The organism is Sphingomonas sp. P4_D12, assembly GCF_056401895.1.
On sequence record NZ_JBFUIL010000011.1, the window covers coordinates 177,007 to 198,717 of the forward strand.

The following is a 21,711-nucleotide window of genomic DNA, read 5'->3' on the forward strand; positions in this document are numbered from 1 at the left end:
AGGCCTAATAGTTTACAGTGACGGTGATCGTGTCGGTATAACTGGCTGCGGGCACATTCTGGTTGGCCGATACGCGGCCATAGATTGTCAACGTCGACGGCAGCACGGGGGCGGTGGTCGCCAGTGGCGTGTCGGTACCGGGTGTATTGCCCCAGTTATTGGTGCGGGCCGCTTCCTGGTACAGCGCATAGCCAAGCGTGTTGGCGCCGTTCGTCATCCGCCGCGTTGTGACCGTGGCGCCGCTCGCCGTGCCGGTGTTGAGACCGACCGTGAACGAGGAGCCGACGGTGCAGAACACCGAAAGCGTGGTCGAGCCGTCGAGTGGCGTCGCCGCCGTCGGATCATAGGTTCCGAAAGCGAGCGGGTTCGCCGTGACGACACAGGCTTTGAGAACGGTAGCCGTTACCGCGAAGGTGGTGGTGGTGGTGTCCGCCTGCGCGGCGGGAGACATAAGGAGCCCTGCGCTCGCAATACCCATCCAGAACGGGAACAGAAATTTTGCACGAGAAACCATAAAATCCTCCATACTGAACACGACAATTTCAAATAGCTCGTACGACAGCTTGTCGATTGTCGAACGTAGTCGGCTCAGATCAATTTAGGATAAAACGCATGATATCATATCTTTGATATTTCTGTAAATTACGTTGATAGACGTATGCATTTGATACAAGCAAAAGATTAATATCGTATGGATTTAATTATGGATCGGGTTCGTATCTATATCGAAACGACCCGATTAGAAGCGAATTGAATGTTAATCGATTGCCAATCGATTCCAGGATTATAATGAAGAGATGGAATAATAATACTCAATCACAACATTGACGTTTGTCAAAATTCGAAAATACGATTTCGACAATATTCGTCGTATCGCGCGTCTAATTTATCGCGCTGCGTTGATGGCCCATGTCCGCCGGCCCCAAGCCGTCACCCCAGCGAAAGCTGGGGTCTCATGAGAATCGCGCCATCGCCCGAGATCCCAGCTTTCGCTGGGATGACGGATTTGGTGCCGATGACCGATTAGAGCATCGCGCGGAAAAGTGGGTACCGGTTTTCCGCAAAAAGCGATCCGACAACAAATAACTAGAGCCGGCCGTCTCCGCGTGCATCAGCTCAGCCCCCCTTCAGCACCGCGACATGCGTCGACATCGTCGGCCCGAACTGCCGCTGTCATGCGATCGCAACCGAAACGACGCGAAAATGGCATCATGCGGAGGCACAGGCGCCTCGTTCTGCAGTGCAGCAACGTCCACAACCAAGGGGCCGCCGTGATCCGTTCCACTACCAGCTTGTTCGCGCTCGCCGGCGCATTGTTCTGCGCCGACGCGGCGTCCGCGCAGACCGCGATGGCGGATGCGAGCACGACGCAGCCCGGCGATGCCCAACCCGCCAGCGCGCAGCCCGACGATGCCCAGCTCGACCCGGCTGCGACGATCGTGATCACCGGCCGGTCGACGCGCTCGTCGACTGAGCTGCCGGGTACCGAGATGCAGAAGATCCTGCCCGGGGTCTCACCGCTCAAGGCGATCCAGACCTTGCCCGGCGTGCTCTACATCACCGCCGATCCCTGGGGCTATAACGAGCAGAACGCGCAGATCTTCATCCACGGTTTCGCCGCCAACCAGCTCGGTTACACGATGGATGGCGTGCCGCTCGGCGACCAGAGCTATGGCAATTATAACGGCCTGTCGCCGCAACGCGCGGTGATTTCGGAGAATGTCGGCCGCGTCGTCGTGTCGACCGGCGCCGGCGATCTCGCCACCGCGTCGAACAGCAATCTCGGCGGTACGGTCGAAACCTATTCGTCGGCGCCGCTCGACAAGTTCGGCGTCCAGGTCGGCCAGACCGTCGGTAGCTTCGACACGTCGCGGACTTTCGTACGGATCGATACCGGCGCGTTCGGTGTCGACGGCAACAGTTCGGCCTATGTCTCGGCGGCGCGCCAGCACGCCCGCGCCTGGGATTTCAACGGCACCCAGGGCGGCTATCAGGCCAACGCCAAGTTCGTCAACGACCGTAAGGCCGGCAAGCTGACGCTCTATTTCGACTATAACGACATGACGCAGCCGAACGAGGACGCGACCACGTTCTTCAAGCCGTCCGCCGGCGGCACCGCGACCCCGGTCCAGCTCTATACGCCTTATACCAAGCCGTTCTTCTATCCGGACCTGGCGACCTACCGGACGTCCTATCTGAACGCGTTCGGCAATTCGCCGGCGGCGCAGGGTGGCAATTACCGCAATTATTATTCGGACGCGCAGCGGACCGACTATCTCCTTTACATGCGCTACGACGCGCATCTGTCGGACCGCGTGACCTGGTCGACCACCGGCTATTTCCACCACAATGACGGCGCCGGCGTGGTGGCTGGTCCGCTCGGCCAGTCGATCACTACCGCGCAGCCTTATCTCGACCCCAATTATGCTGCCGCCGCGGCCGCCAAATGCCAATTTGGCACAAACGGCAATGGCGTTCGTCCCGCGGCGTGCACGACGATGACCGACGCCCAGGCGCAGGCGGTCGGGGCCGCTCTGGTCGCGGCGACCGGCGGTTCGGGCCTGATCACGCGCACCACCGAATATCGCATCGACCGCGGCGGCATCATCTCCGCGCTCAACCTGGATGTCGGCAACCACAAGATCGAGTTGGGCGGCTGGTTCGAGCGCAACAGCACGACGCAATATCGCCGCTGGTACGCGGTCGACATCAACAATCCCGCCTCGAGCACGCCGTACATCCGTCCGCTCGACGCCCAATCGCCCCTGTTCACGCAATATCAGGGCGAGGCGCGGATCAACGAATTGCAGCTTCATTTGCAGGACAGCTGGCAAGTGACCGACAAATTGCTGGTCAACGCCGGCTTCAAGACCAGCGCGCAATGGGCCAATGGCTGGTTCCCGGTGCAACCCAAGCCCGGCTCGCTGTCGGGCCTGACCGGCGGCCTGCCCCAGGGCAGGATCGATACCAAGAACTGGTTCCTGCCCGCCTTCGGCGCCAATTATAATTTCAACGGCCACGAACAGCTCTATTTCAACGTCCAGAAGAATCTGCGCCAATATCAGGCCTATCTGGCCGGCGGCGGCGGACCCTGGTTCACCGGCAGCCAGGCGGCGTTCAACGCCTTCGCCGATCAGGGCAAGCCCGAGAGCAGCTGGACCTATGAAGGCGGTCTGCGCACCAGCCGCGGCTTCGGCAACGGCATCGGCTTCGACGCGCAGGTCAATTACTATCACGTCGTGTTCAACAACCGCTTGCTGGCGATCTCGACCAACCCCGGCGGCATCGCCGGCGGTCAAATCACCGGCGGTACGTCGATCCTGGTCAATGTCGGCGACGTCCATACCGACGGCGTCGACGCCGCCTTCACTTTCCGCGTCGGCCGTACCTTCTCGCTCTACAATGCCACGTCGTACAATCTGTCCAAATATCAGAGCGACTATACATCCACCGCGACCGGAATCGGCGCCGCGACCGGCACCTGTATCGGCGGTTATCTGGTGACCGCCGGCGTCGTGCCGACCTGCGGCAAGCAGCTGCCCGGCACGCCGAAATGGATGAACAAGACCGTCGCGACTTTGTCGGTCGGGCCGTTCGAGGCGCAAGTGATCGGCGATTTCGTCGGCCGCCGCTTCGCCACCTTCACCAACGACGCCAGCGTGCCGTCCTATTTCCTGACCTCGCTGCGCCTCGCCGCCAAGCTGCCGGACAATATCCTGCCGCTGCGCAAATTGGAGGTCTCGCTCAACGTCACCAACCTGACCGACCGCAAGGGCGTGTCGACCCTGTCGATCGGATCGGCGACCAACAATTATTCGGCCTATCCGATCGCGCCGCGCCAATGGTTCCTGACGCTGTCGGCGGCCTATTGACGACGGTCCGCTTTCGGAGAGTTCATCCCGAAAGCGGACGTCATGTCCCAGAGCTCGAGGTCTAGCTCTTACCAGCCAAAGGTCACGCCGGCGCGACCACCGGTCGAGCCCTTGACGGTCGACCCTGCAAAACCGCCGCTCACCCAGACGTGGTCGGAGACCCGAGCTATTGCTGAGCCGGCGAAGCCCTGTTCGCCACGATAGGTCGCCAGATTGAAGGACACGGCGAACGTGGTGTTGGGCGGCATCACCGTGCCGCCTAGCGCCATGGCCGCCGCGATGCCGCCTTCGGCCTGTCGCGCCCGCCGGGCGAGCACCACGGTTCCCTGCTCGAGCGCCCCAACGCGGCCTTCGATCAGCGTAGCGCGCGTTTCGAGTGCGGAGGTCCGTCCGCCAAGTCCGGAAAGCATGCCGATGTCCAATGCGGACGTCGCCAGATTGCCGAGCCCATCGGTCGTGATCAGCTTCAGTGCGCCGGTCTGTGCCAGCAAGCTGGCCGACGAGACGACGCCCGCCAGCGTCACGGTCGACCCCGCATTGCCGAGAGCGACTTGTCCCGCGCGCGAGGTCGCTACGCCGTCGCCGATCGCGACGCTGCCTGCTTGATCCGCCATCGCCATATTGCCCAGCGCGATGGCGCCCTGGCCAGTGGCACTGTTCTGGTTGCCGATCGCGATCGCGCCCTGGCCGATGGCGCTGTTGGTGTTGCCGAGCGCGACCGCTCCCTGGCCCGTGGCGATATTGGGATCGCCGATCGCAACCGCGCCGTTGCCCGACGCGACGTTGCCGGCGCCGATCGATACCGCCTTGCCGTTGATCGCCCTGGCGGCATCGCCGATCGCTACCGAAGAATCGCCGCTGGCGACGCTCGAGGGGCCGACGGCAATCGCGTTGACGCCGGTCGCGTCGGGTGCCGGGCCGGTGGCGTTGGACCGGAAATATTTTCCGTTGGCCAATGCCGTATCGGCGGTCGTCTGTGCCGTAGCCGCATTGGCGAGGGCCGTATCCGCCGTTGCCTGTGCTGTTCCCGCGTTTGTCAGCGCGGTATTGGCAGTGGTCTGCGCCGCTCCCGCGTTGGTGAGCGCCGCATCGGCGGTAGCCTGTGCCGCACCGGCGCTGCCCGCGCCGGCCGTGGCCGCCGTCAGCGCGGCGTTGGCCGTCGCCTGAGCGGCATCCGCCTTCGCTTCCACAACGTCGAGTTGGCCCTTGTTGACGGCGTCAAACGCATCGATGCCGGCGGCAACATTGACGACACGGCGTTCGCCGCCAACCAGCCCGACCGAAACGCTATTGGCTTGATCGGCCACCGAGCCATTGCCTAAAGCGACGCTGTTAATGGCGGTCGCCTGGCTACCAGCACCGATCGCGGTCGTGAAATCTTCGGTTGCTTTGGCATTGTTGCCTACAGCGGCAGAGTCGCGATTTTCTGCTCTGGCAGCATGGCCGTACGCTACACTGCCAATACCCTTGGCCACGCTTTGTGCGCCAAACGCGCTACTGTCATTCCCCAGCGCTAGGGTGCCGGCACCATAGGCAGCGCTGTAATCTCCGGAAGCCCTGGTGTAGGAGAAATTGTTGGAATTATATCCCCCCGTCGCCGTGCTGTAATTTCCGAACGCATTGACGCCGTTGCCGACCGCGGTGCTGGCATCCCCCGATTTCGCGGCATAGCCGAGCGCCGTACCGAAAAATCCCGCCTTGGTCCCTGCGCCGATGGACACCCCGAAATTAGTCGCCTCTGCAGTCCGCCCCAGCGCAACGCCATATTCGCCAGTCACCTTGCTCTCGCGGCCGACAGCAACGCCGTCGGAATGGCTGACCGACGCATCCTTGCCGATAGCGATCGAATAGGCGCCTGACGCCGCCGAATTGGCGCCGAGCGCGGTGGCGTAGATCTGGTCCGCTTTGGCCCCCGCGCCCAGTGCGACGGCGTCGTCCGCCGATGCGGTCGCGTCATTGCCGAACGCGTTCGCCGCGCCGATCGCAATCGAACGCGTGCCCGTTGCGGTCGCTTTATTACCCAAAGCGACCGAGGACATCCCGCTCGCGTCGGCGATATAGCCGACCGCGGTGGCGAAGGTCCCCGCGTTCGACGAACTCCCGATGGCCGTCGCAAAGCCGGTCGCCAGCGAATCGTTCCCGACGGCCACAGTCCCGCTTTGACTCGCCCGCGCGCGCACACCGATCGCCAGCGTTCCATAGGCGCCGGACGACGCATCCATGCCGATGACGGTTGTTTCGCCGTAAGGGGCGAGGGCGCGCGCGCCGATCGCGATCTGGCCAAAGGTGGCGTTGTTCAGGACCGAATTGTCACCGGCCAGGCTGCCATTGCCGATGGCGATCGCATCGGCCAGCCCGGCCCGCGCGTCGATCCCGTTGGCGACGCTGTTGTCGCCCGCCGCCTGCGCGTTGAACCCGGTCGCGGTCGCACCGTCGCTCGTTGCCCGGCTGCTCGATCCGACCGCTGTCGCGTGAACGCTGGTCGCGTTCGCGTTCTGGCCAACCGCCGTTGCCGCGATCCCCGAAGCCGCTGAATTGCCGCCGAGCGCGGTGGCGCGGTCGAGTGTCGCGGCGGCGTTGAACCCGAGCGCTACGGTCTCAAGACCGGTGGCATTGGCAAAAGACCCGCCAGCAAAGGCGTTGGCTGAATTCGCCGACGCATAGGCGCCGATCGCGGTCGCATTGCCGGCATTGGCGACGGTGGTACGTCCCACCGCCGTCGCGCCGTCGCCGCTTGCATTGGCCCCTGCGCCGATACCGGTGGATGCCTCGCCTGTGGCCGTGGCGCTCGATCCGCAGGCCGTGTCGTTATTGCCCGGCGTGATCGTCCCGGCAGGGACGCCGGTCGTGTTTTGGCAGTTTACATCCTGCGCCTGCGCGGTGCCCGGCAAGGCAAGACCTGCAATCAGCGCGAGCGGTGCTGCGCCGACGAGAAACGATGTGACAGTACGCATGCTGATTATCCCCTGTTGCGGTCGATCATTCGACCCGCAGCAGCAAGCGCGCAGCGTCCGCCACGTCCGCGGTATCGCCTTGCCCCCGACCGCTGCTTCACCTACGAAAAACAGCCCAAATCATTCGGACGGCGAGCAGGACGAGGAACGACCGCGATTCCGGACACCGCATCCGAAAATAATTTCTCCGGAGGCGCCGACACGCTGATGGGAGTGCTCTATTCAGAGCTGCGCGCGATCGCCCGACGCGAGCATTTCCGCGCTGGCGGTGGCCAGACGCTCCAGACGACGGCTCTGATTTCAGAGGCCTATATCAAGCTGAAACGGCGCGACGGCTGGGAGAGCGAATCGCACTTCCTCGGCTGTGCCGCGACCGCGATCCGGCACATTCTGATCGACGCGGCGCGCGCCCGGCTGACGTCGAAGCGCCACGCCCTCGAATATTCCTTTACCGAGAGTATCGATTCACCCGGTGCGGGGGTGCCCGAGGATCGCGACGTCATTCGCCTCGGCGATGCGTTGAAGGCGCTGTCGGAGCTTGACCCCAATCTTGCGCAGTTGATCGATTGCCGGTTCTTCGCCGGGCTGAGCGAGGAAGAGACCGCGAGCGTGCTGGGCGTAACCGACCGGACAGTGCGCCGTTGGTGGGTTCAAGCGCGCGCCTGGATCCACCACGAGATGGCTGTTGCCTAGTGACCCGCGCGCGCAATGCGGGCACGCAGCGCCGGCAACGACGCCAGAAATGACGTTCCCGACGGACCGGCCTGAGTAAAGAGCGCTTCGGCCTTGATGAGGGCCTGTCTGGCCTCAGCTAAGCGCCCTTCATTCAAGCGAATGACCGCAAGTGTTCGCGCGAGTGCGCCTTGCGGCAGGCTCGGCTTCTTCATTGCGCCGATCGGCGAGGCCACGTCGTCCAGGGCGCGTTCGGCTGCGGCGGTGTCGCCGGTCTCCGCGGCCGCTTCGGCAATCCCCAGGCCGATGAACAATGTGGGCACCGCCGCCGGGCCCAGATTCTCCACCGCCATCGGCCGTGCTTCGGTGAAAGCGCGAAGCGCTTCGGGGAACTTGCCCAGCGCCAAACGGGCGCGGCCTAGTTGCAGCAGATCGACGGCGAGGCCGGCCGACTGGCCGAACACCGCGCGCCGCTGCGCCGCGACTTGCTGGAAAATCGCCTCGGCATGCTCCGCTTGATTGAGCTTCAGCAACCGGACGCCTCGTAGCTGGGCAATAGCCAGCCCCTGCATACTGCCCTGCTGGCCGGTGCGGGTAAGGATGGCGTCGGCACGGGCGAAAACGGCGGGCATAGCGTCGAGCTGGTTGGCCTCGACCATGTAAACCAGCAGGTTATTGTATATTGTCAGCAGGTCGCGATGGTTCTCCGCATAGACAAGATCGGCCTGCGGCAATGTGGCAGTCAGCAGCCGGATTGCCTCTTCAACCCTGCCGGTGCGGCGCAGCAATTGGGCCCGGTCGCTGTTGATCTCGACCAACTCTGACCGAAAGCGCTCCGGATCGGCGCGAAAGACTGCCTCGGCGGCGTCGAGCAGCGGCGCCATTTCATCGGTCTTGTTCATCGCCGCGGCAGACGAGGCCAGCCGCATACGCATCTGCGCAGTCGCGATCGGATCGTCCCGGCCAATCTGCTTCGCCATTGCCTGGCGGATCAAGCTGTCGGCGCCGGCAGCGTCCTCGAGGTTGACGTAGAGATCGAACAAGGTGGTGATGAGCGTCGCCGATCGCGCGCTGGTGTCGAGTGATCCGACGAGCCGCTCTGCCGTCTGGTCGAGCATCTGCTTTACCGTCGCTCCTTCGCCCGCTGAGGTCGCGGTATCGCGGAACATGACCGTCAACATGCGGACGATCGATTCGGACCGTCGCGCCTCCGCCAGTGCGACGTCGCGTTCGATGGCGGTCTGGCGCGCCTGCCACGCGATCCCGCCGGCACCGATCAACAGCGCCGCGAGCGCGGCGGCGGCGGCGCCGACCGCGATCCGGTAGCGGCGCACGAAGCGCCCCACGGCATAGCCAGTCGACCCGGCGCGGGCGCGCACCGGCTTCAATTCCAGATGCCGCCGGATGTCGTCGGCGAGTTCGGTCACACTGCGATAGCGATCGAGCGGGTTGCGGCGCATCGCCTTCATCACGATCGCATCGATATCGCCGGCGACGGCACTGGCCGGGAACGGCATCTTACCAGAGGCTGCCAGGCGGCTTGGCAAAGGGGGGTCGTCGTTGAGCACGCGCCGGATGATCGACGGCAAAGACGCTCCTTCCTCGCGCCACGGCCCGCGCCCGGCCACCAGTTCGAACAGCACCGCGCCGAGCGCATAAACGTCGGTCGCCACCGTCGTGGCCGCATTGTCCAACTGCTCGGGAGCCGCATAGTCCGGTGTCATCAGCGCCGCGGTGGTCGCCATCGCCGCGTCTTCATCGATGATCCGGGCGATGCCGAAATCGAGCAGTCGGGGCCGGCCGGCTTCGTCGACGAGGATGTTCGATGGCTTGAGGTCGCGGTGGATGATGAGGTTGGCATGGGCAAAGACGACCGCATCGCATACCTCACAAAACAGCTTGAGCCTGACGGCGAGCGGAGCGGTATGATCGCGGCACCAGGCGTCGATCGGTTGGCCGGAGACGAACTCCATCGCCATATAGGGGCGGCCATCCGGCGCGACGCCGCCGTCGATCAGCCGGGCGATACCCGGATGCTCGAGGCTGGCCAGCAACCGGCGTTCGCGATCGAATAGTTCGGCGCGCGCCACCGCTTCGGGGCGGAGCAGTTTGAGCGCGACACGCTGCTCGAAGTCGCTCGATCGGCGATGGGCCAGATAGACCTCGCCCATACCACCGCGGCCGATCAGCCGCTCGATCTCGAACCCGCCCACGCATTCTCCAGGCGTCAACGAGCTATAGGTCAATGCAGACTGCGGCGCGTCGAGGGGCGGCGCGGCGCCGTCGAGGATGCCTTGCGCCGCGCTGGCATCGAGCAACAGCTGGACCTTCGCGGCGACCGAACGGTCCTCCAACATTGTCAGCCGGCGCGTGCGTTCTTCGCGCGGCAAATCCACGAGGTCGTCGAACGTGGCCTGAATTAGCGCCCATTGCGTCTTCGTCGTTTGGCCTGTCACGTGCCCCTCCCCGTTCCGAGGCGCAAGAGCGCCGGAGGCATGGTTGTTTCGTGCAAAGGCGGCCGGGTCAATCGAACAGGAGGAATTGAATCGCAGGACAAATTCGTGCGGTGCCTGGGAGCGCACTGCGCCGATAGCGATCCGCGCGAACGAAACGGCTTTCGCCTATCCGATCGCGCCGCGGCAATGGTTCCTGACGCTGTCGGCGGCCTATTGAGGCATTTGCGTCGCCGACGTCTTCCGCCGTCAGGTCCGCGGCAATGCCATTTCGCGCAGTGCGTCGCGGATCAGCGCGTGGACCTGGCGGGGCGGCATGTGGGCGAGTTGGCCGAGTGTATGGCGTCGGGCGAGCCGCTCGGCGACGAGATAGCCGATATAATAACCCGATCGCCAGGGCAGACCACGCGCGGCCACGGCCTTATTCCCGTAGGTGAAATAGGTCCGGTAAACATCCGGGTCGATCTGATCGAGATGCGCGAGCAGGTCCGCGGCGATTCTTGACCTCATGGGCGCCGCTCGTTGCGCAAGGTCGGCAGGCAGCATCAGCGCCTGCTCGATCGTCGCGCCGCGGGTCAGCGCCCGGCTGGCATAGGTCGCGAGCCCTTCCGCCCAGAGCGTGCGCCACAGCGGCTGGCGATCGGCATCGTCATCGCTGAAGCCGCCGGCCATGAAATGGTAACGGTGGAACATCTCGTGAGCGATGAAGACGGGAAGCGCGATGAGGCTCTGTTCGCCGTCGAGCGCATCCACCCCCAGGACGAGGGATCGCTGTCCGTCGACGATACGGCCGGCACCGTCGAACTGGCCCAGGCTGTCGGTGAGATAGATCGGGAAGTCGCAGCGAAAGCCGGCGAGGTTGCGGAACGATGCCTGCGTACGGTCGACCAATTGGCGCAACGTGACCATCAGTCCGGCACGCGTCTGGCTTTCTCGCGCCGAGGCCAATGAGGCAAGGATGAGCGTATCCATATTCTGGGCGGGCGAGAGATCGAGTACCTGCGGTGCGTAGAGACCCGGATACCGCGCGATGATGCCTTGCCGGAACGCCTTCAGCTGATCGGCCGGCGGCAGGTCGGCGGCGCGATGCGACAGCGTATCGGCGGGCGTATAGGCATCGATCACGCGGCAGGGCGAGGCATGAACGGCCCATGGCACCAGCAGGCACCAGACCGTCACCAACAACTTGCTTTTCCGAGGTAGTTTCCACGAAATCATGGACATGCAGTCTGCCCGCCGCTGGGTTCATGATCGAGCCGTCTAACCCGGAGAGCGAGCGAATGTAAGCGGCGTTGCGGAGGCAGGGGCGACCGAAAATGGCGTTGTTCTGCCGCCACACGTTCGAAAGGATATGTCGGGTGGGCGGCGGCTGAAGCTTTTGTGCTTGCGCCTTATCCCGATTTGGTCCCTTTTGCCGCTGCAGGAGAGCGATGCTTGAGGGCCGTAAAGGGAGACGGCTCAATGAATCGCCTACGCATCACACAACGCACCTCTGTCGCCAGCCTGGCGCTGATCGCTGGCCTGTCGGCAATGCCGGCATTTGCCCAGGACACCGCCGGCGCCACCCCCACAGCAGCATCCGACGCGAGCGACGAAATCGTCGTCACCGGATCGCGCATTCGCCGTAGCCCATTGGATAGCGACAAACCCGTCGTCACCGTTGACGAGGCAGCGATGGCCAAGACCGGCCTGAGTTCGGTCGCCGACGTGCTTCAACGCCTGCCCAGCGCGGGCGGCGGGCTGAACACCAAGGTCAACAATGCCGGCAATATTGGCGGTCCGCCGGACGGCACCGGCGTCAGCTCGGGCTCGGCGGAAATCGACCTGCGCTATCTCGGCGCCAAGCGCACGCTCGTGCTGGTCGACGGCTTGCGGTTCGTCAACGGATCCGCCGCGGGCGGCATCCCGGCCTCGGTCGATCTCAACGAAATCCCGACCAACATGATCGAGCGGGTCGAAGTGCTCCAATCGGGCGCCTCCCCGCTCTACGGCTCCGATGCGGTCGCCGGGGTGGTGAACATCATCACCCGCCAGGCGCAAAAGGGGCTCAAGGCGTCGGCGCAATTCGGCACTTACCGCGAGGGCGATGGCCATACCACCGACCTCCAGTTGAGCTACGGTATCCAGTCGCCGTCGACCGGCACGTCGCTGGTGTTCGGCGGCACCTATACCAAGCAGGAAGCGGTGAGCACCGCCAACCGCGCGATCTCGCTATTCCCGACCGCGGGCATCACCTCCTGTGCGGTGGCGACCAGCGGGTGCAGCAGCGCCATTCCCAATGGCCGATACGACGTGCTTGGCCAAAGCCTGACGCTGGTCGCGCCGGTGGTCGGGCGCAAGCCGGTCTATCCGACCGATTTCCGCGCTTATACCAATGCCGACCGGTTCAACTTCGCGCCGTACAATTACCTGATCACGCCGAACGAGCGCATCGGCGGGTTCTTCAATTTCAAGCAGGAATTGTCGAGCTCGGTCAATTTGCGGGTCAAATTGGTCTATAATCATCGCCACTCGACCACAGAGGCGGCGTTCCTGCCGCTGTTCATCGGGCCCGACGCCGGCAACGGCAATCTGCTCGATACGATTTCGGTCGATGCCACCAACCCCTTCAATCCGTTCGGCGTGACCTTGTCATCGGGCGCCGACGGCACGCCGGCCAATTATTCGACCATCCGGCGGCGCTTCGTCGAAGGCGGGCAGCGTGTCTTCACGCAAGACGTCAACACCTTCTCCGGGACCGTCACGGTCGATGGCTCGTTCTTCCTCGGCTCCAAGAAATGGTATTGGGACGCCAATGCCGTGCTCGGCCTGAACGATGCCCATCAGCTGTTCACCGGCAACCTCAACGCCGCCAAACTCGCCCGGGCACTGGGTCCGGTCGCGAATTGCACCGGGGACTGCGTGCCGTTCAACATCTTCGGTGGTGCGGGCTCGATCACCCCGGCGATGCTCAATTACGTGACGTTCGATGAACGCGACAAGAGTTTGCAACGACTGTACGATTACACCGCCAATCTGTCGGGCGAGCTGTTCGACCTGCCCGCCGGCCCGGTTGGGATCGCCATTGGCTACGAACATCGCGTCCAGAAAGCGAGCTACGATCCCGATCCGGTGATCGTCGCCGGACTCGGCGCCGACGTCCCGACCAGCCCGGCGCGCGGCGGCTTCAATGTCGACGAAGTCTATGGCGAGCTCCGCGTGCCGATCCTTGCCGACACGCCGTTCTTCTATCGTCTCGAACTCGACGGCGCAGTCCGCCATTCGGACTATTCGTCGTTCGGCAGCAGCACCACGTTCACCGCGTCCGGCCTGTGGAAACCGGTCGCCGACCTGCTGTTCCGCGGCGGCTATGCCGAGAGTCTTCGCGCGCCGAGCATCGGCGAACTCTATGCCGGGCTGTCGCGCAGCGACGCGACGATCAACGATCCCTGCACCAGCGGCGCGGGCGGCCTGTTCCAGACCAACGCGACGGTCAGGGCGAATTGCATCGCCAATGGCGTGCCGGCGAACGGCAGCTATAACGACCCGACCGGCGGACAGCTCGGCGTGTTCTCGAAGGGCAATTCGGCGTTGAAGCCGGAAACCGCCAAGACCTTCACCGCGGGCGGGGTGTACAGCCCGAGCTGGTCGAAAGGCTGGGCATCGGCGCTCAGCCTGGAGGTCAATTACTATAATATCAGCCTGAAGAATGCGATCGACTCGGTCCCGGCGTCGCTAACGCTGGCCCGCTGCGCGTTCAACGCCGACCCGATCAGTTGTTCCGCGATCAAGCGCACACCCAGCGGCACGATCGCGGGCATCAGCGCGGGATTGCTCAACCTCAACGCGATCAAGACCGACGGGCTCGACGCCACCTTCATCTATCGCTCGCCCAAGATCCATGGCGGGACGCTCGGGCTGACGGCCAATGCCGCCTATCTCCTCAAGTACAATGTCGCGCCGCCATCCGCGCCGGTCCAGGTCTGCGCCGGGACCGAGCGCTGCCTGGCGACCGATCAGGCGTTTCCGCGCTTCAAGCTGAACAGCACGATCGACTGGTCGATGCCCGCGTTCGGCGCATCGTTCACCGCGCGCTATATCAGCGCGGTGACCGAAGGGAACGGCCATGTCATGTCCGCGACTTTCTATGGCGACGTGCAGCTTTACTATTCGCCGGCCTGGATGGATCATAACATGCGGCTGACGGTCGGCGTGAACAATGTGTTCAACAAGACGCCGCCGATCTGCAGTTCGTGCGACAGCGCGAACTTCGATCCGACGACCTACGATATCCCGGGTCAGTTCGGTTATGCGCGGCTGTCCTACGGGTTCTGATCGTCATTGACGGTGACGGGCGGGTCTGGCTGAACGGAATTCAGCCATTCTCGCCCGTTACTGCACATGCCGCCGGCGCACCCTGACGCCTAGCGGCGCAGTTCCTTGCGAAAGGTCAGGAACGTCGCGGGCACTTTCAGCGGATGCGGATAGGGCCGGCTGCCGTCCGTTTGCCGGTATCCCCGCCGCTCGTAATAGGCGATCAAGCGGGCCTTGTGCTGCAGCACCTCGATGATCGCGTGGGTTGCGGCGAACGCTTCGACGGCCAACAACTCGGCGTGTCCGAGGAGTTGGCCTCCCAAGCCTTTGGCTTGCAGGGACGGATCGACGCTCACCAGACGGATTTCGCATTGCCCTGGTGGCACCGCCACCACCAGCGAGGATCCGACCACGCGCCCCGCGATCTCGGCCACCGATAGTCGCGCATTGGCTGCGCCGAGCTGGACCTCCAAATCGCCACGACTGACACGCTCGCCCTCGGGCAATTCCCCTTCGAGCGACCAGCTCGCCGAGGCAGAGCGTCCGCGATAGGCGCGTTGGATTACCGCCTGAAGCTCGTCCAGGTCAGAAAGCTCGGCCGGTCGGATGATCACGCGAGGAGTGTCCACTGCGGTAGATTAGCGCGCTCACCTTAGTGAGGGGTTATGGTTCCTTCACCATAGATTAGTTAGTCTGGCGATTATCGGAATGGTATGGAACACAATATGTTAGAGCAGTTGCGGCGGTTGCATGCGGATATTCTGGCCAAGCTCGACGAACTGGATGCACTGACGAGCTTGCCGCAACCGCCGATGGATCGACTGCCAGCGCTCAGGCAGGCGCTGACCCGCAGCAGCAGAGCGCGAACGATGCTGCTCGAGCGCGCTTATGACCAGCTGATCGCGGATGCTCCTCCCGCGAGAAAGGCCGGGCTGGAATTGCTCAGGGCGCAAGGCAAGGACAATTTGATCACCTCGACCCAGCACATCGGCTCGTGGACCTTGCGGCAAATCGCCGACCGCTGGCCTGATTATTGCGCCGCCTCGACCAAGATACGGGCCGATATGCGTCAGCGGATCAGGAGCGAGAAGGAGTTGATCTATCCTTTGCTTGCCGAGACTACCCAATCGTCACAATAATATAGGCATTGGCGAATGCAGGGAGGATTAGATGGTTCATTGGCTTCCGGTGGTAATCGGCGTGGTTGTCGCAATCGGCCTCGCGCTAGGTGGGCTCTTTTATGCGCGCTCCAAAAAGGCTGACGCGAAGGGTGAGCTCGGGGATTTTATTGATCATGGCAGCCAAGGCGGTTGAAGGTCGAATTGGGATTTATGCACGTGGCGCCGTAACTGCGGCCAGGTTAGATGTGTTTAGTAAACAGTCACCGAAATACACATCTGCCGCGCGTGCCATCAGCCTAATCCGAACCGCGCTGTTCGTGAGTGAGGCGTAACCACGGATGACGCCGCCGGTAATGAGCTACTCGCCGCCACCGTCCTATATAGGTGAGGCCACAATGGTCCGTGCTCGGACATCGAGGTAAGCGGAGGCGATCGATGACTGTTCGTGCGAATGAGGCGGGGCGGCACCGCGTTGTCATCGTTGGCGCGGGCTTTGGCGGTCTATGGGCGGTAAAATGCCTGAAAGGCGCGCCTGTCGACATCACTGTCATTGATCAGCGCAACCATCATCTGTTCCAGCCGCTGCTTTACCAGGTCGCCACGGCGGCGCTGGCCCCTTCCGAAATAGCGTGGCCGATTCGATCGATGCTGCACGATCGCCGCGACGTCACGACCATCCTCGCGACCGTAACCGGGGTGGATAAAGCGGGTCGTGCCGTGCAGCTCGCGGACGGCAACCGGATCGCCTATGACACGCTGATCCTCGCGACCGGCGCGCGGCACGGCTATTTCGGTCATGACGAATGGGAAGAGTTCGCGCCCGGCCTCAAGACGATCGAGGACGCCACGGCCATCCGCGGCCATATCCTCGCGGCGTTCGAGGCGGCGGAGCGCGAAACCGATCCCGTTCGCCAGCAGGCCTTGCTGACCTTCGCGATCGTCGGCGCCGGTCCCACCGGCGTCGAACTTGCCGGCACGATCGCCGATCTGGCCCATGATACGCTCCCGCGCGACTTCCGCGCGGTCGATACGCATCGTACCAAGGTGCTGCTGGTGGAAGCCGGGCCCAAGGTGCTCAACGGCTATCCCGACGGGCTTTCGAGCTATGCGAAGAACGCGCTGGAGAAGCTCGGCGTCGATGTCTGCCTTGGCGCGCCGGTGACGCAGATCGAGCGGGGCGCCATCACGTTCGGCGATCGGCGGGTCGAGGCGCGGACGATCGTCTGGGCCGCGGGTGTGCGTGCCTCGCCTGCCGCGGACTGGCTGCAGGCGGCGGCCGACCGCAACGGCCGGATCATCGTGGAACCCGACCTCAGCGTGCCCGGCCATCCGGAGATTTTCGCGATTGGCGATACCGTCTCGGTCAAGGCGCCCGACGGCTCGCCGGTGCCGGGGATCGCGCCGGCCGCCAAGCAGGAAGGCGCATTTGTCGGCGAGACGATCCGGCGGCGGCTTGCCGGCAAGCCCGAAACCGGGCCGTTTCGCTACCATCACCAGGGCAGTCTGGCGCAGATCGGCAAGCGCAAGGCGGTGATCGATTTCGGCCGGATCAGGCTGCGCGGCGCGATCGCCTGGTGGCTGTGGGGAATCGCCCACATCTATTTTCTGGTCGGGGTGCGCGCGCGGCTCAGCGTGGCGCTCAATTGGCTATGGATTTACACGCGGAATCAGCGTGCTGCCCGGCTCATCACGCAATCGAAGGGCGAAGCCGCGATCGACTGATGCCGCTTTCATACTTCCCCCAACCCAAGTTGCCCTTCGCCGGAAATTTGAGGATTTATGCACGTGGCACCCTAATTGGATTGGTGATCTGAACTTGGCGCGGCAGTCATGCGGTCGCGCAACCAATCCAGCCATGGCCCTGACGAACTCTTCATCGAGCGGCTCCGCCATATGGTGATGGGTAACTACGCAAACGAGTTTCGAAGTGCCCGGCAACGCGCTAACGTCTGGGTGAAAGCAGGGGACGCAGCAGGGGGCGAGTTTGTCAGCGGCGATCGACTTCACTTATCAATACGGTTTCGCCTCGAACGTCGCGCTCGCATCAGGCAAGCCGCAATTGTCCCTGGCGACCTGTGATGCGAGCCAAGCCAAGCCCTATTTCTTCGATGGCCGCGTCCGTCAGCCGCGGATCATGGGCGAGATGCTCTACACCCTGAGCGATGTCGTCCGGACGCACTTCTTTCTCCCGCGCCCCGCGATCCTCGATCCCGTCCTGACCAGCAACGAGACCATGCTGCGGCTCGAAGGATTCAGTGGTTGCTGCGGGGTCTATGCCCGGGTCGATCTGCCCGCAGAGGCATTTGACGGCGAATGCCACGGGCGCGGCACCACCAATGTCGATTTCAACACGCCGATGCGCAATGCGCTGCTCCGGTTGCGAGATGAGGAGGATGTGCAGTTCGCGGTCGGCGCGGATGAAGTGGTGCTGAGCAAGGGCAACGAACAGACGATCGAGAAAAAGGTCAAGCTGCCGCTGCGCTGGATCAAGGGGTTCAGCGAGGTTCAGGCATACCAGCCGCGGCTGCAATTGCGCGCCGAGGTGAGCGCCGCCGAAGCGCTGCGCTTCGTGCGTACGTTGCCGAAGGCGGCCAAGCCGAAGATGCCGAGCTACGCGGTCCCGACGGGCCGCGCGCTGAGGCTCAGCCAGCGCCCGGCGCCGGGCGCGGTTCCGATCCTCGGCACGCATCGCGTCAAGGTGATCGAGCCGTTGCTGCCGCGCGCGCAGAGTCTGAGAATCTGGTCCGACGATGAAAGCGGCGCCAGCGCCTGGGAAGTCCGCTACCCGATCGGCGCCTTTTTCCTGATGATCAGCCCCGAAGTGTTTCGCGGCTTTTCGGGCGAGGGACAGATCCTTACGGCCTTGGCCAATCCGCCGTCCGATGCGATCCTGTCGAAAGTCCGTGCGAGCCTGAAATGGCAATCGCAGCTCGACGCCGCCGCGCTCGGCACAACGCTCGGCCTCGACGAGACTGAGGTGACCTCGGCACTTGCCGTGCTCGGCAGCCGCGGGCTGACTGGCTACGATGCCGATGCGCAGCATTATTTCCATCGCGAGCTGCCGTTCGATCTCGACAAGGTCGAGGAGATGCAGCCGCGGCTCGGCAATGCGCGCAAGTTGATCGAGGAAGGACTGGTCAAACGGATCGCCGGCGATCCCGCGACCGCGACCTACGAGGTACAGGGCACCGGTACGATCCATCGCGTCCGTCTCACGGGCGAGCAGCACAGCTGCACCTGTCCGTGGTTCAGCAAATATCAGGGCCAGCGCGGCCCTTGCAAGCACATCCTCGCGGCGTCGCTCGCGCAGGAGGACAACGAGAAGGACGCGGCTGCTCGATGACGCCAGAAACGCTCGAAGCGCTGATCCTCGACAGCGAGGATGCGCTGCAGGTGGCGCACGCGTTCACCGGGTTGGACGAGAAAGAGCGCGCGAAACTCTCGACCACCGCGCAGAAGATCTATCGTCAGCTCTATCAGAGCAAGGCCGACAAGAGTGCCTCACCGCGCCTTGCGGCATTGCTCACCGCGCGCGGCCCGAACACGTGGACGTATTGGAGCGCCCGCGAAACTCGTAACGCGCTACTGGCGATGTTCGCCGTCGGTCCAGTCTCGGCAGTCAAGAAGCGCGATATCTTCGTCTGGCAAGAACATATGCCACCGCTCGACATCATCTTGCGCGACCGACGACCTGAATGGCTCGACGACTGGATCGCGCACATGCTCGACAGCGAGAGCAACCGTCTCGATTTCGCGATCCTGCGCGGCTGGGTGCGTGACGGGATTTGCCGCAAGCCCGAGGTGGACGGCTATTATCGCATGTTCGCCTGGTATTTGATGCGGACCAATATCCATGATCGCAAGGCACCACCGGTCCCACCGATCACCGTGCAATTGCTCGCTGATCCCGGTCTGCTTCCTGACATCGACGGGCTGTTCCGGGTCGAGAACATCGCCTTCAACACCAATGCCTGGCTGACCAAAGGTGCCGGCGACGATTATGAGACCTGGACCGAAGCGCTGGTCAAACTGTCCACTGCCGGCCACGTCGATCGCGAGCACCTGCTTGGCCTCGCGCTGGCGGGGCTGACGCTCGACCTCAAGCAGAACCAATTGTCGGGCTTCCACGGTTTCTACAGGAAGATGGCGGCCACGCCGGACGAACAGTCGCGCCACCAGCAGCGTTACATCGACCTGTTGTGCCATCCGGTCGGACACGTCGTGAAATTCGCGATCGACATGCTCGGCGATCTGGAAAAACGCGATTCGCTTGATACCAAGGCTGTGCTGCGCGAGGTGCAAACGGTGTTCTCGAGCGAAGGCAAGGGCAACGCTACCGCCGCGCTCAAACTGATCGCCCGCGTGCTCGCGCGGTCGAAGGGGAAGGATCCCGAGGCACTCGGCGCGATATGCGAGGCGCTTCGCCACGCGAATGCCGACGTCCAGGCGCTGGCGCTCGACCTGCTGGAGAAGAACGTCGCCACGCTCGGCGACGCACAGCGCGACGTGCTTCGCTCGGCCGAACCCTTTATCGCCGCGAGTAACCGTCCACGGGTGGCCAAGCTGCTTGGCAGCGCGGCAAGCACCGACGCGCCGGCTGTCGAGCTGGTCGATGAAATCCCGCACTATCAACCGATTGCTGCCGAGCCCAATGCGCACCGTGTCCTCGATAGTGCCGGGTCGGTCGAGGCGATCGCCACGGTCGACGCGCTGATCGAGGCGGTACTTCATGCGGCCGAGGTGGTCGACTCGCCCGATGAGATCGAGCGGATCATCGACGCGGTCAGCCGACTGGCCGGCGATCGTCCGTTCGATTTCGCCGCACGCACCGCGCCGTTGCTCCATCGTCTGCAGAACGGCCAATCGAGCGCCGGCGTGACGGTTGGCTTCGCCGGGGTCGGCCTCGCGCTGCTCGATCTGCTCCACACCTGGGTGACCGGGAGGCTGCATCGCACGACGCGCGAAAACGCGGCTTATTACACAGTCGAGGATTCTTTCGCGCCATTGATCGCGCACCTGCGAGTGGTGACCGCGAGAGTCGCGCGGCGGGAGAGCCAGCCCCTGCTCTGCGCGCCGACGCACAAAGGCGGGTGGATCGACCCACTCATATGGGTCGACCGGCTGCAAGCGCTCCAGGCGCCGGGGCTTGCCGAAAGCATGGATTTCCGCCTGTCGCTGTTGCGATTGGCCCCTGATAACCGAACCGAGGCGCGCGGGCGGCTGGCGGGCCTGCCCGAGCCGCTGCAGCGGATCGCCAGCTTCGCGCTGGGCGGGGACGATGCACCGGATCGGGCCGATCGTAGCAACCACGCGGCGTGGATCACCGCGGCTCGCTGCCGCGCTCCGCTCGCCGACTGGACCACCGCGTTCGTGCCGCTCGAACTCAGCGACGCCTGGCCCGACAGTATCACGCCTGCGCGCTATGCGTGGCGCGCCGGGCAAAAGGTCACCGAGGCCCACGGCCAGCGCTGGAAACATCCGGAGCTGGCGCTGTCGGTGACGTGCGATGGTGCGGAGGTGGCGACGGGAACCGGTCTGTTCGGGCGGGTCCGGCATGTTTTTGGTCAGCGGATCACCACGGACTGGGCGGCCCTGCCGAGCGCGGCGCTGAACCGCCGGGTGGAAAGCGCGCGCTATTGGTCGGGCGAGTTGCACGTGTTGTGGGTGACCCAATGGCTGGCAACGATCTGGCCGCAGAATCCCGCCGCGTCGCACATCAAGGGCGTGAGGCAGCTAGCGCAGCGGATGGACGAGAACAGCAGCAGCTGGTCGCCCTCATCTGGCTTCTTCCAGGCATTGTTCCAGCGCGGACGGCCATGGGGCGAGACCGGACATCTGCTGCTGTGCATCGGGCTGATTGGCAAGGATGCCGATGCCCGGGGCTTATCGGTCGATGCGCTGATCGAAGGGATCGATGCCCGGTTGTTCGACCCCGCGCTGTTCGCGGCGACGATGGTGCAATTGGCGCAGGGCGAATGGGTAAAGTTCAACCGGCTCGGCGAGGCACTGATGCTCGTCGTACCGGTGTCGCCGCTCCACGCCGCGGTGGTCAGCGATGCCCTGCAGCAATGCCTTCCCCGCCTCGACCTCCGGCAGAGGAACATTTTCCATCTGCTCGAGGTGATGGTCGAGGCGCAGGCATTGACTGGGCAGAAGTTGACGAGCGACGCGCGCGCTGCGCTAGAGACCTTCGACGGCAGCGGAAAGGCGGCGAAGATCGCGAAGCATCTGCAATCTTTCACCTAGCTGCAGGCACATTTGGCCTTCACCGGCTATTGAATTGTCCGGATTTACGGCGGACGTCTGCAATGGGCGAAGCCATCGCCACCAATGCCGCTTTCATACT

Annotated in this window: 14 protein-coding genes; 9 read left to right on the forward strand and 5 right to left on the reverse strand. The window is 63.8% G+C overall.

Going from position 1 to position 21,711, the window contains the following annotated elements:
• Window positions 1–4 precede the first annotated feature (4 nt).
• A complete protein-coding gene (locus AC1DSD_RS19815) occupies window positions 5–451 on the reverse strand; it encodes a Csu type fimbrial protein (protein ID WP_478032485.1) in 447 nt (148 codons plus the stop codon).
• Window positions 452–1,271: 820 nt separating this feature from the next.
• Here AC1DSD_RS19815 and AC1DSD_RS19820 point away from each other — a divergent pair.
• Window positions 1,272–3,872: a TonB-dependent receptor gene (locus tag AC1DSD_RS19820; protein ID WP_478032486.1), complete on the forward strand. Its 2,601-nt coding sequence runs from the start codon at window positions 1,272–1,274 to the stop codon at window positions 3,870–3,872.
• A gap of 68 nt (window positions 3,873–3,940) precedes the next feature.
• On the opposite strand, the gene AC1DSD_RS19825 is transcribed toward AC1DSD_RS19820, so the two are convergent.
• Window positions 3,941–6,826: a hypothetical protein gene (locus AC1DSD_RS19825; protein WP_478032487.1), complete on the reverse strand. Its 2,886-nt coding sequence runs from the start codon at window positions 6,824–6,826 to the stop codon at window positions 3,941–3,943.
• Between the two features lie 156 nt (window positions 6,827–6,982).
• On the opposite strand from AC1DSD_RS19825, the gene AC1DSD_RS19830 reads away from it, so the two are divergent.
• Window positions 6,983–7,519 (forward strand): ECF-type sigma factor, encoded by a 537-nt coding sequence (locus tag AC1DSD_RS19830; RefSeq protein ID WP_478032551.1) that lies wholly within the window; start codon window positions 6,983–6,985, stop codon window positions 7,517–7,519.
• On the opposite strand, the gene AC1DSD_RS19835 is transcribed toward AC1DSD_RS19830, so the two are convergent.
• A complete protein-coding gene (locus tag AC1DSD_RS19835; protein ID WP_478032489.1) occupies window positions 7,516–9,954 on the reverse strand; it encodes a serine/threonine-protein kinase in 2,439 nt (812 codons plus the stop codon). The two genes, AC1DSD_RS19830 and AC1DSD_RS19835, sit on opposite strands and share 4 nt — an antisense overlap.
• A gap of 85 nt (window positions 9,955–10,039) precedes the next feature.
• Here AC1DSD_RS19835 and AC1DSD_RS19840 point away from each other — a divergent pair, with 85 nt between their 5' ends.
• Complete coding sequence (locus tag AC1DSD_RS19840; RefSeq protein WP_478032490.1) at window positions 10,040–10,171, forward strand: hypothetical protein; 132 nt, start codon at window positions 10,040–10,042, stop codon at window positions 10,169–10,171.
• Between the two features lie 29 nt (window positions 10,172–10,200).
• Here AC1DSD_RS19840 and AC1DSD_RS19845 read toward each other — a convergent pair whose 3' ends face one another.
• The gene (locus AC1DSD_RS19845; protein WP_478032492.1) at window positions 10,201–11,130 is read right to left on the reverse strand and encodes a DUF2268 domain-containing putative Zn-dependent protease; all 930 of its coding nucleotides are present in this window, start codon (window positions 11,128–11,130) and stop codon (window positions 10,201–10,203) included.
• A gap of 282 nt (window positions 11,131–11,412) precedes the next feature.
• Between AC1DSD_RS19845 and AC1DSD_RS19850 the strand changes: the two genes are divergently transcribed.
• Window positions 11,413–14,265, forward strand: a complete 2,853-nt coding sequence (locus AC1DSD_RS19850; RefSeq protein WP_478032493.1) for a TonB-dependent receptor domain-containing protein — start codon at window positions 11,413–11,415, stop codon at window positions 14,263–14,265.
• Between the two features lie 89 nt (window positions 14,266–14,354).
• On the opposite strand, the gene AC1DSD_RS19855 is transcribed toward AC1DSD_RS19850, so the two are convergent.
• Window positions 14,355–14,858: a GNAT family N-acetyltransferase gene (locus AC1DSD_RS19855; RefSeq protein WP_478032494.1), complete on the reverse strand. Its 504-nt coding sequence runs from the start codon at window positions 14,856–14,858 to the stop codon at window positions 14,355–14,357.
• A 111-nt stretch (window positions 14,859–14,969) separates the two neighbouring features.
• Here AC1DSD_RS19855 and AC1DSD_RS19860 point away from each other — a divergent pair, with 111 nt between their 5' ends.
• From AC1DSD_RS19860 to AC1DSD_RS19880, 5 genes are all read left to right on the forward strand, one after another.
• The gene (locus tag AC1DSD_RS19860) at window positions 14,970–15,383 is read left to right on the forward strand and encodes a hypothetical protein (RefSeq protein WP_478032496.1); all 414 of its coding nucleotides are present in this window, start codon (window positions 14,970–14,972) and stop codon (window positions 15,381–15,383) included.
• 31 nt (window positions 15,384–15,414) lie between these two features.
• On the forward strand, window positions 15,415–15,558 hold the full coding sequence (locus tag AC1DSD_RS19865; protein ID WP_478032497.1) for a hypothetical protein: 144 nt from the start codon (window positions 15,415–15,417) through the stop codon (window positions 15,556–15,558).
• A 242-nt stretch (window positions 15,559–15,800) separates the two neighbouring features.
• The gene (locus AC1DSD_RS19870) at window positions 15,801–17,087 is read left to right on the forward strand and encodes an NAD(P)/FAD-dependent oxidoreductase (protein WP_478032498.1); all 1,287 of its coding nucleotides are present in this window, start codon (window positions 15,801–15,803) and stop codon (window positions 17,085–17,087) included.
• 262 nt (window positions 17,088–17,349) lie between these two features.
• Window positions 17,350–18,708, forward strand: a complete 1,359-nt coding sequence (locus tag AC1DSD_RS19875) for an SWIM zinc finger family protein (protein ID WP_478032500.1) — start codon at window positions 17,350–17,352, stop codon at window positions 18,706–18,708.
• The gene (locus tag AC1DSD_RS19880; RefSeq protein ID WP_478032502.1) at window positions 18,705–21,611 is read left to right on the forward strand and encodes a DUF6493 family protein; all 2,907 of its coding nucleotides are present in this window, start codon (window positions 18,705–18,707) and stop codon (window positions 21,609–21,611) included. Before AC1DSD_RS19875 ends, AC1DSD_RS19880 begins: the two co-directional genes overlap by 4 nt.
• Window positions 21,612–21,711: the final 100 nt, after the last annotated feature.

Bases quoted from the DNA above. Each gene is read 5' to 3' on its own strand.
- AC1DSD_RS19815 (WP_478032485.1), bottom strand. From the start codon at position 451: ATGTCTCCCGCCGCGCAGGCGGACACCACCACCACCACCTTCGCGGTA.
- AC1DSD_RS19825 (WP_478032487.1), bottom strand. From the start codon at position 6,826: ATGCGTACTGTCACATCGTTTCTCGTCGGCGCAGCACCGCTCGCGCTG.
- AC1DSD_RS19850 (WP_478032493.1), top strand. From the start codon at position 11,413: ATGAATCGCCTACGCATCACACAACGCACCTCTGTCGCCAGCCTGGCG.
- AC1DSD_RS19860 (WP_478032496.1), top strand. From the start codon at position 14,970: ATGTTAGAGCAGTTGCGGCGGTTGCATGCGGATATTCTGGCCAAGCTC.
- AC1DSD_RS19865 (WP_478032497.1), top strand. From the start codon at position 15,415: ATGGTTCATTGGCTTCCGGTGGTAATCGGCGTGGTTGTCGCAATCGGC.
- AC1DSD_RS19870 (WP_478032498.1), top strand. From the start codon at position 15,801: ATGACTGTTCGTGCGAATGAGGCGGGGCGGCACCGCGTTGTCATCGTT.
- AC1DSD_RS19880 (WP_478032502.1), top strand. From the start codon at position 18,705: ATGACGCCAGAAACGCTCGAAGCGCTGATCCTCGACAGCGAGGATGCG.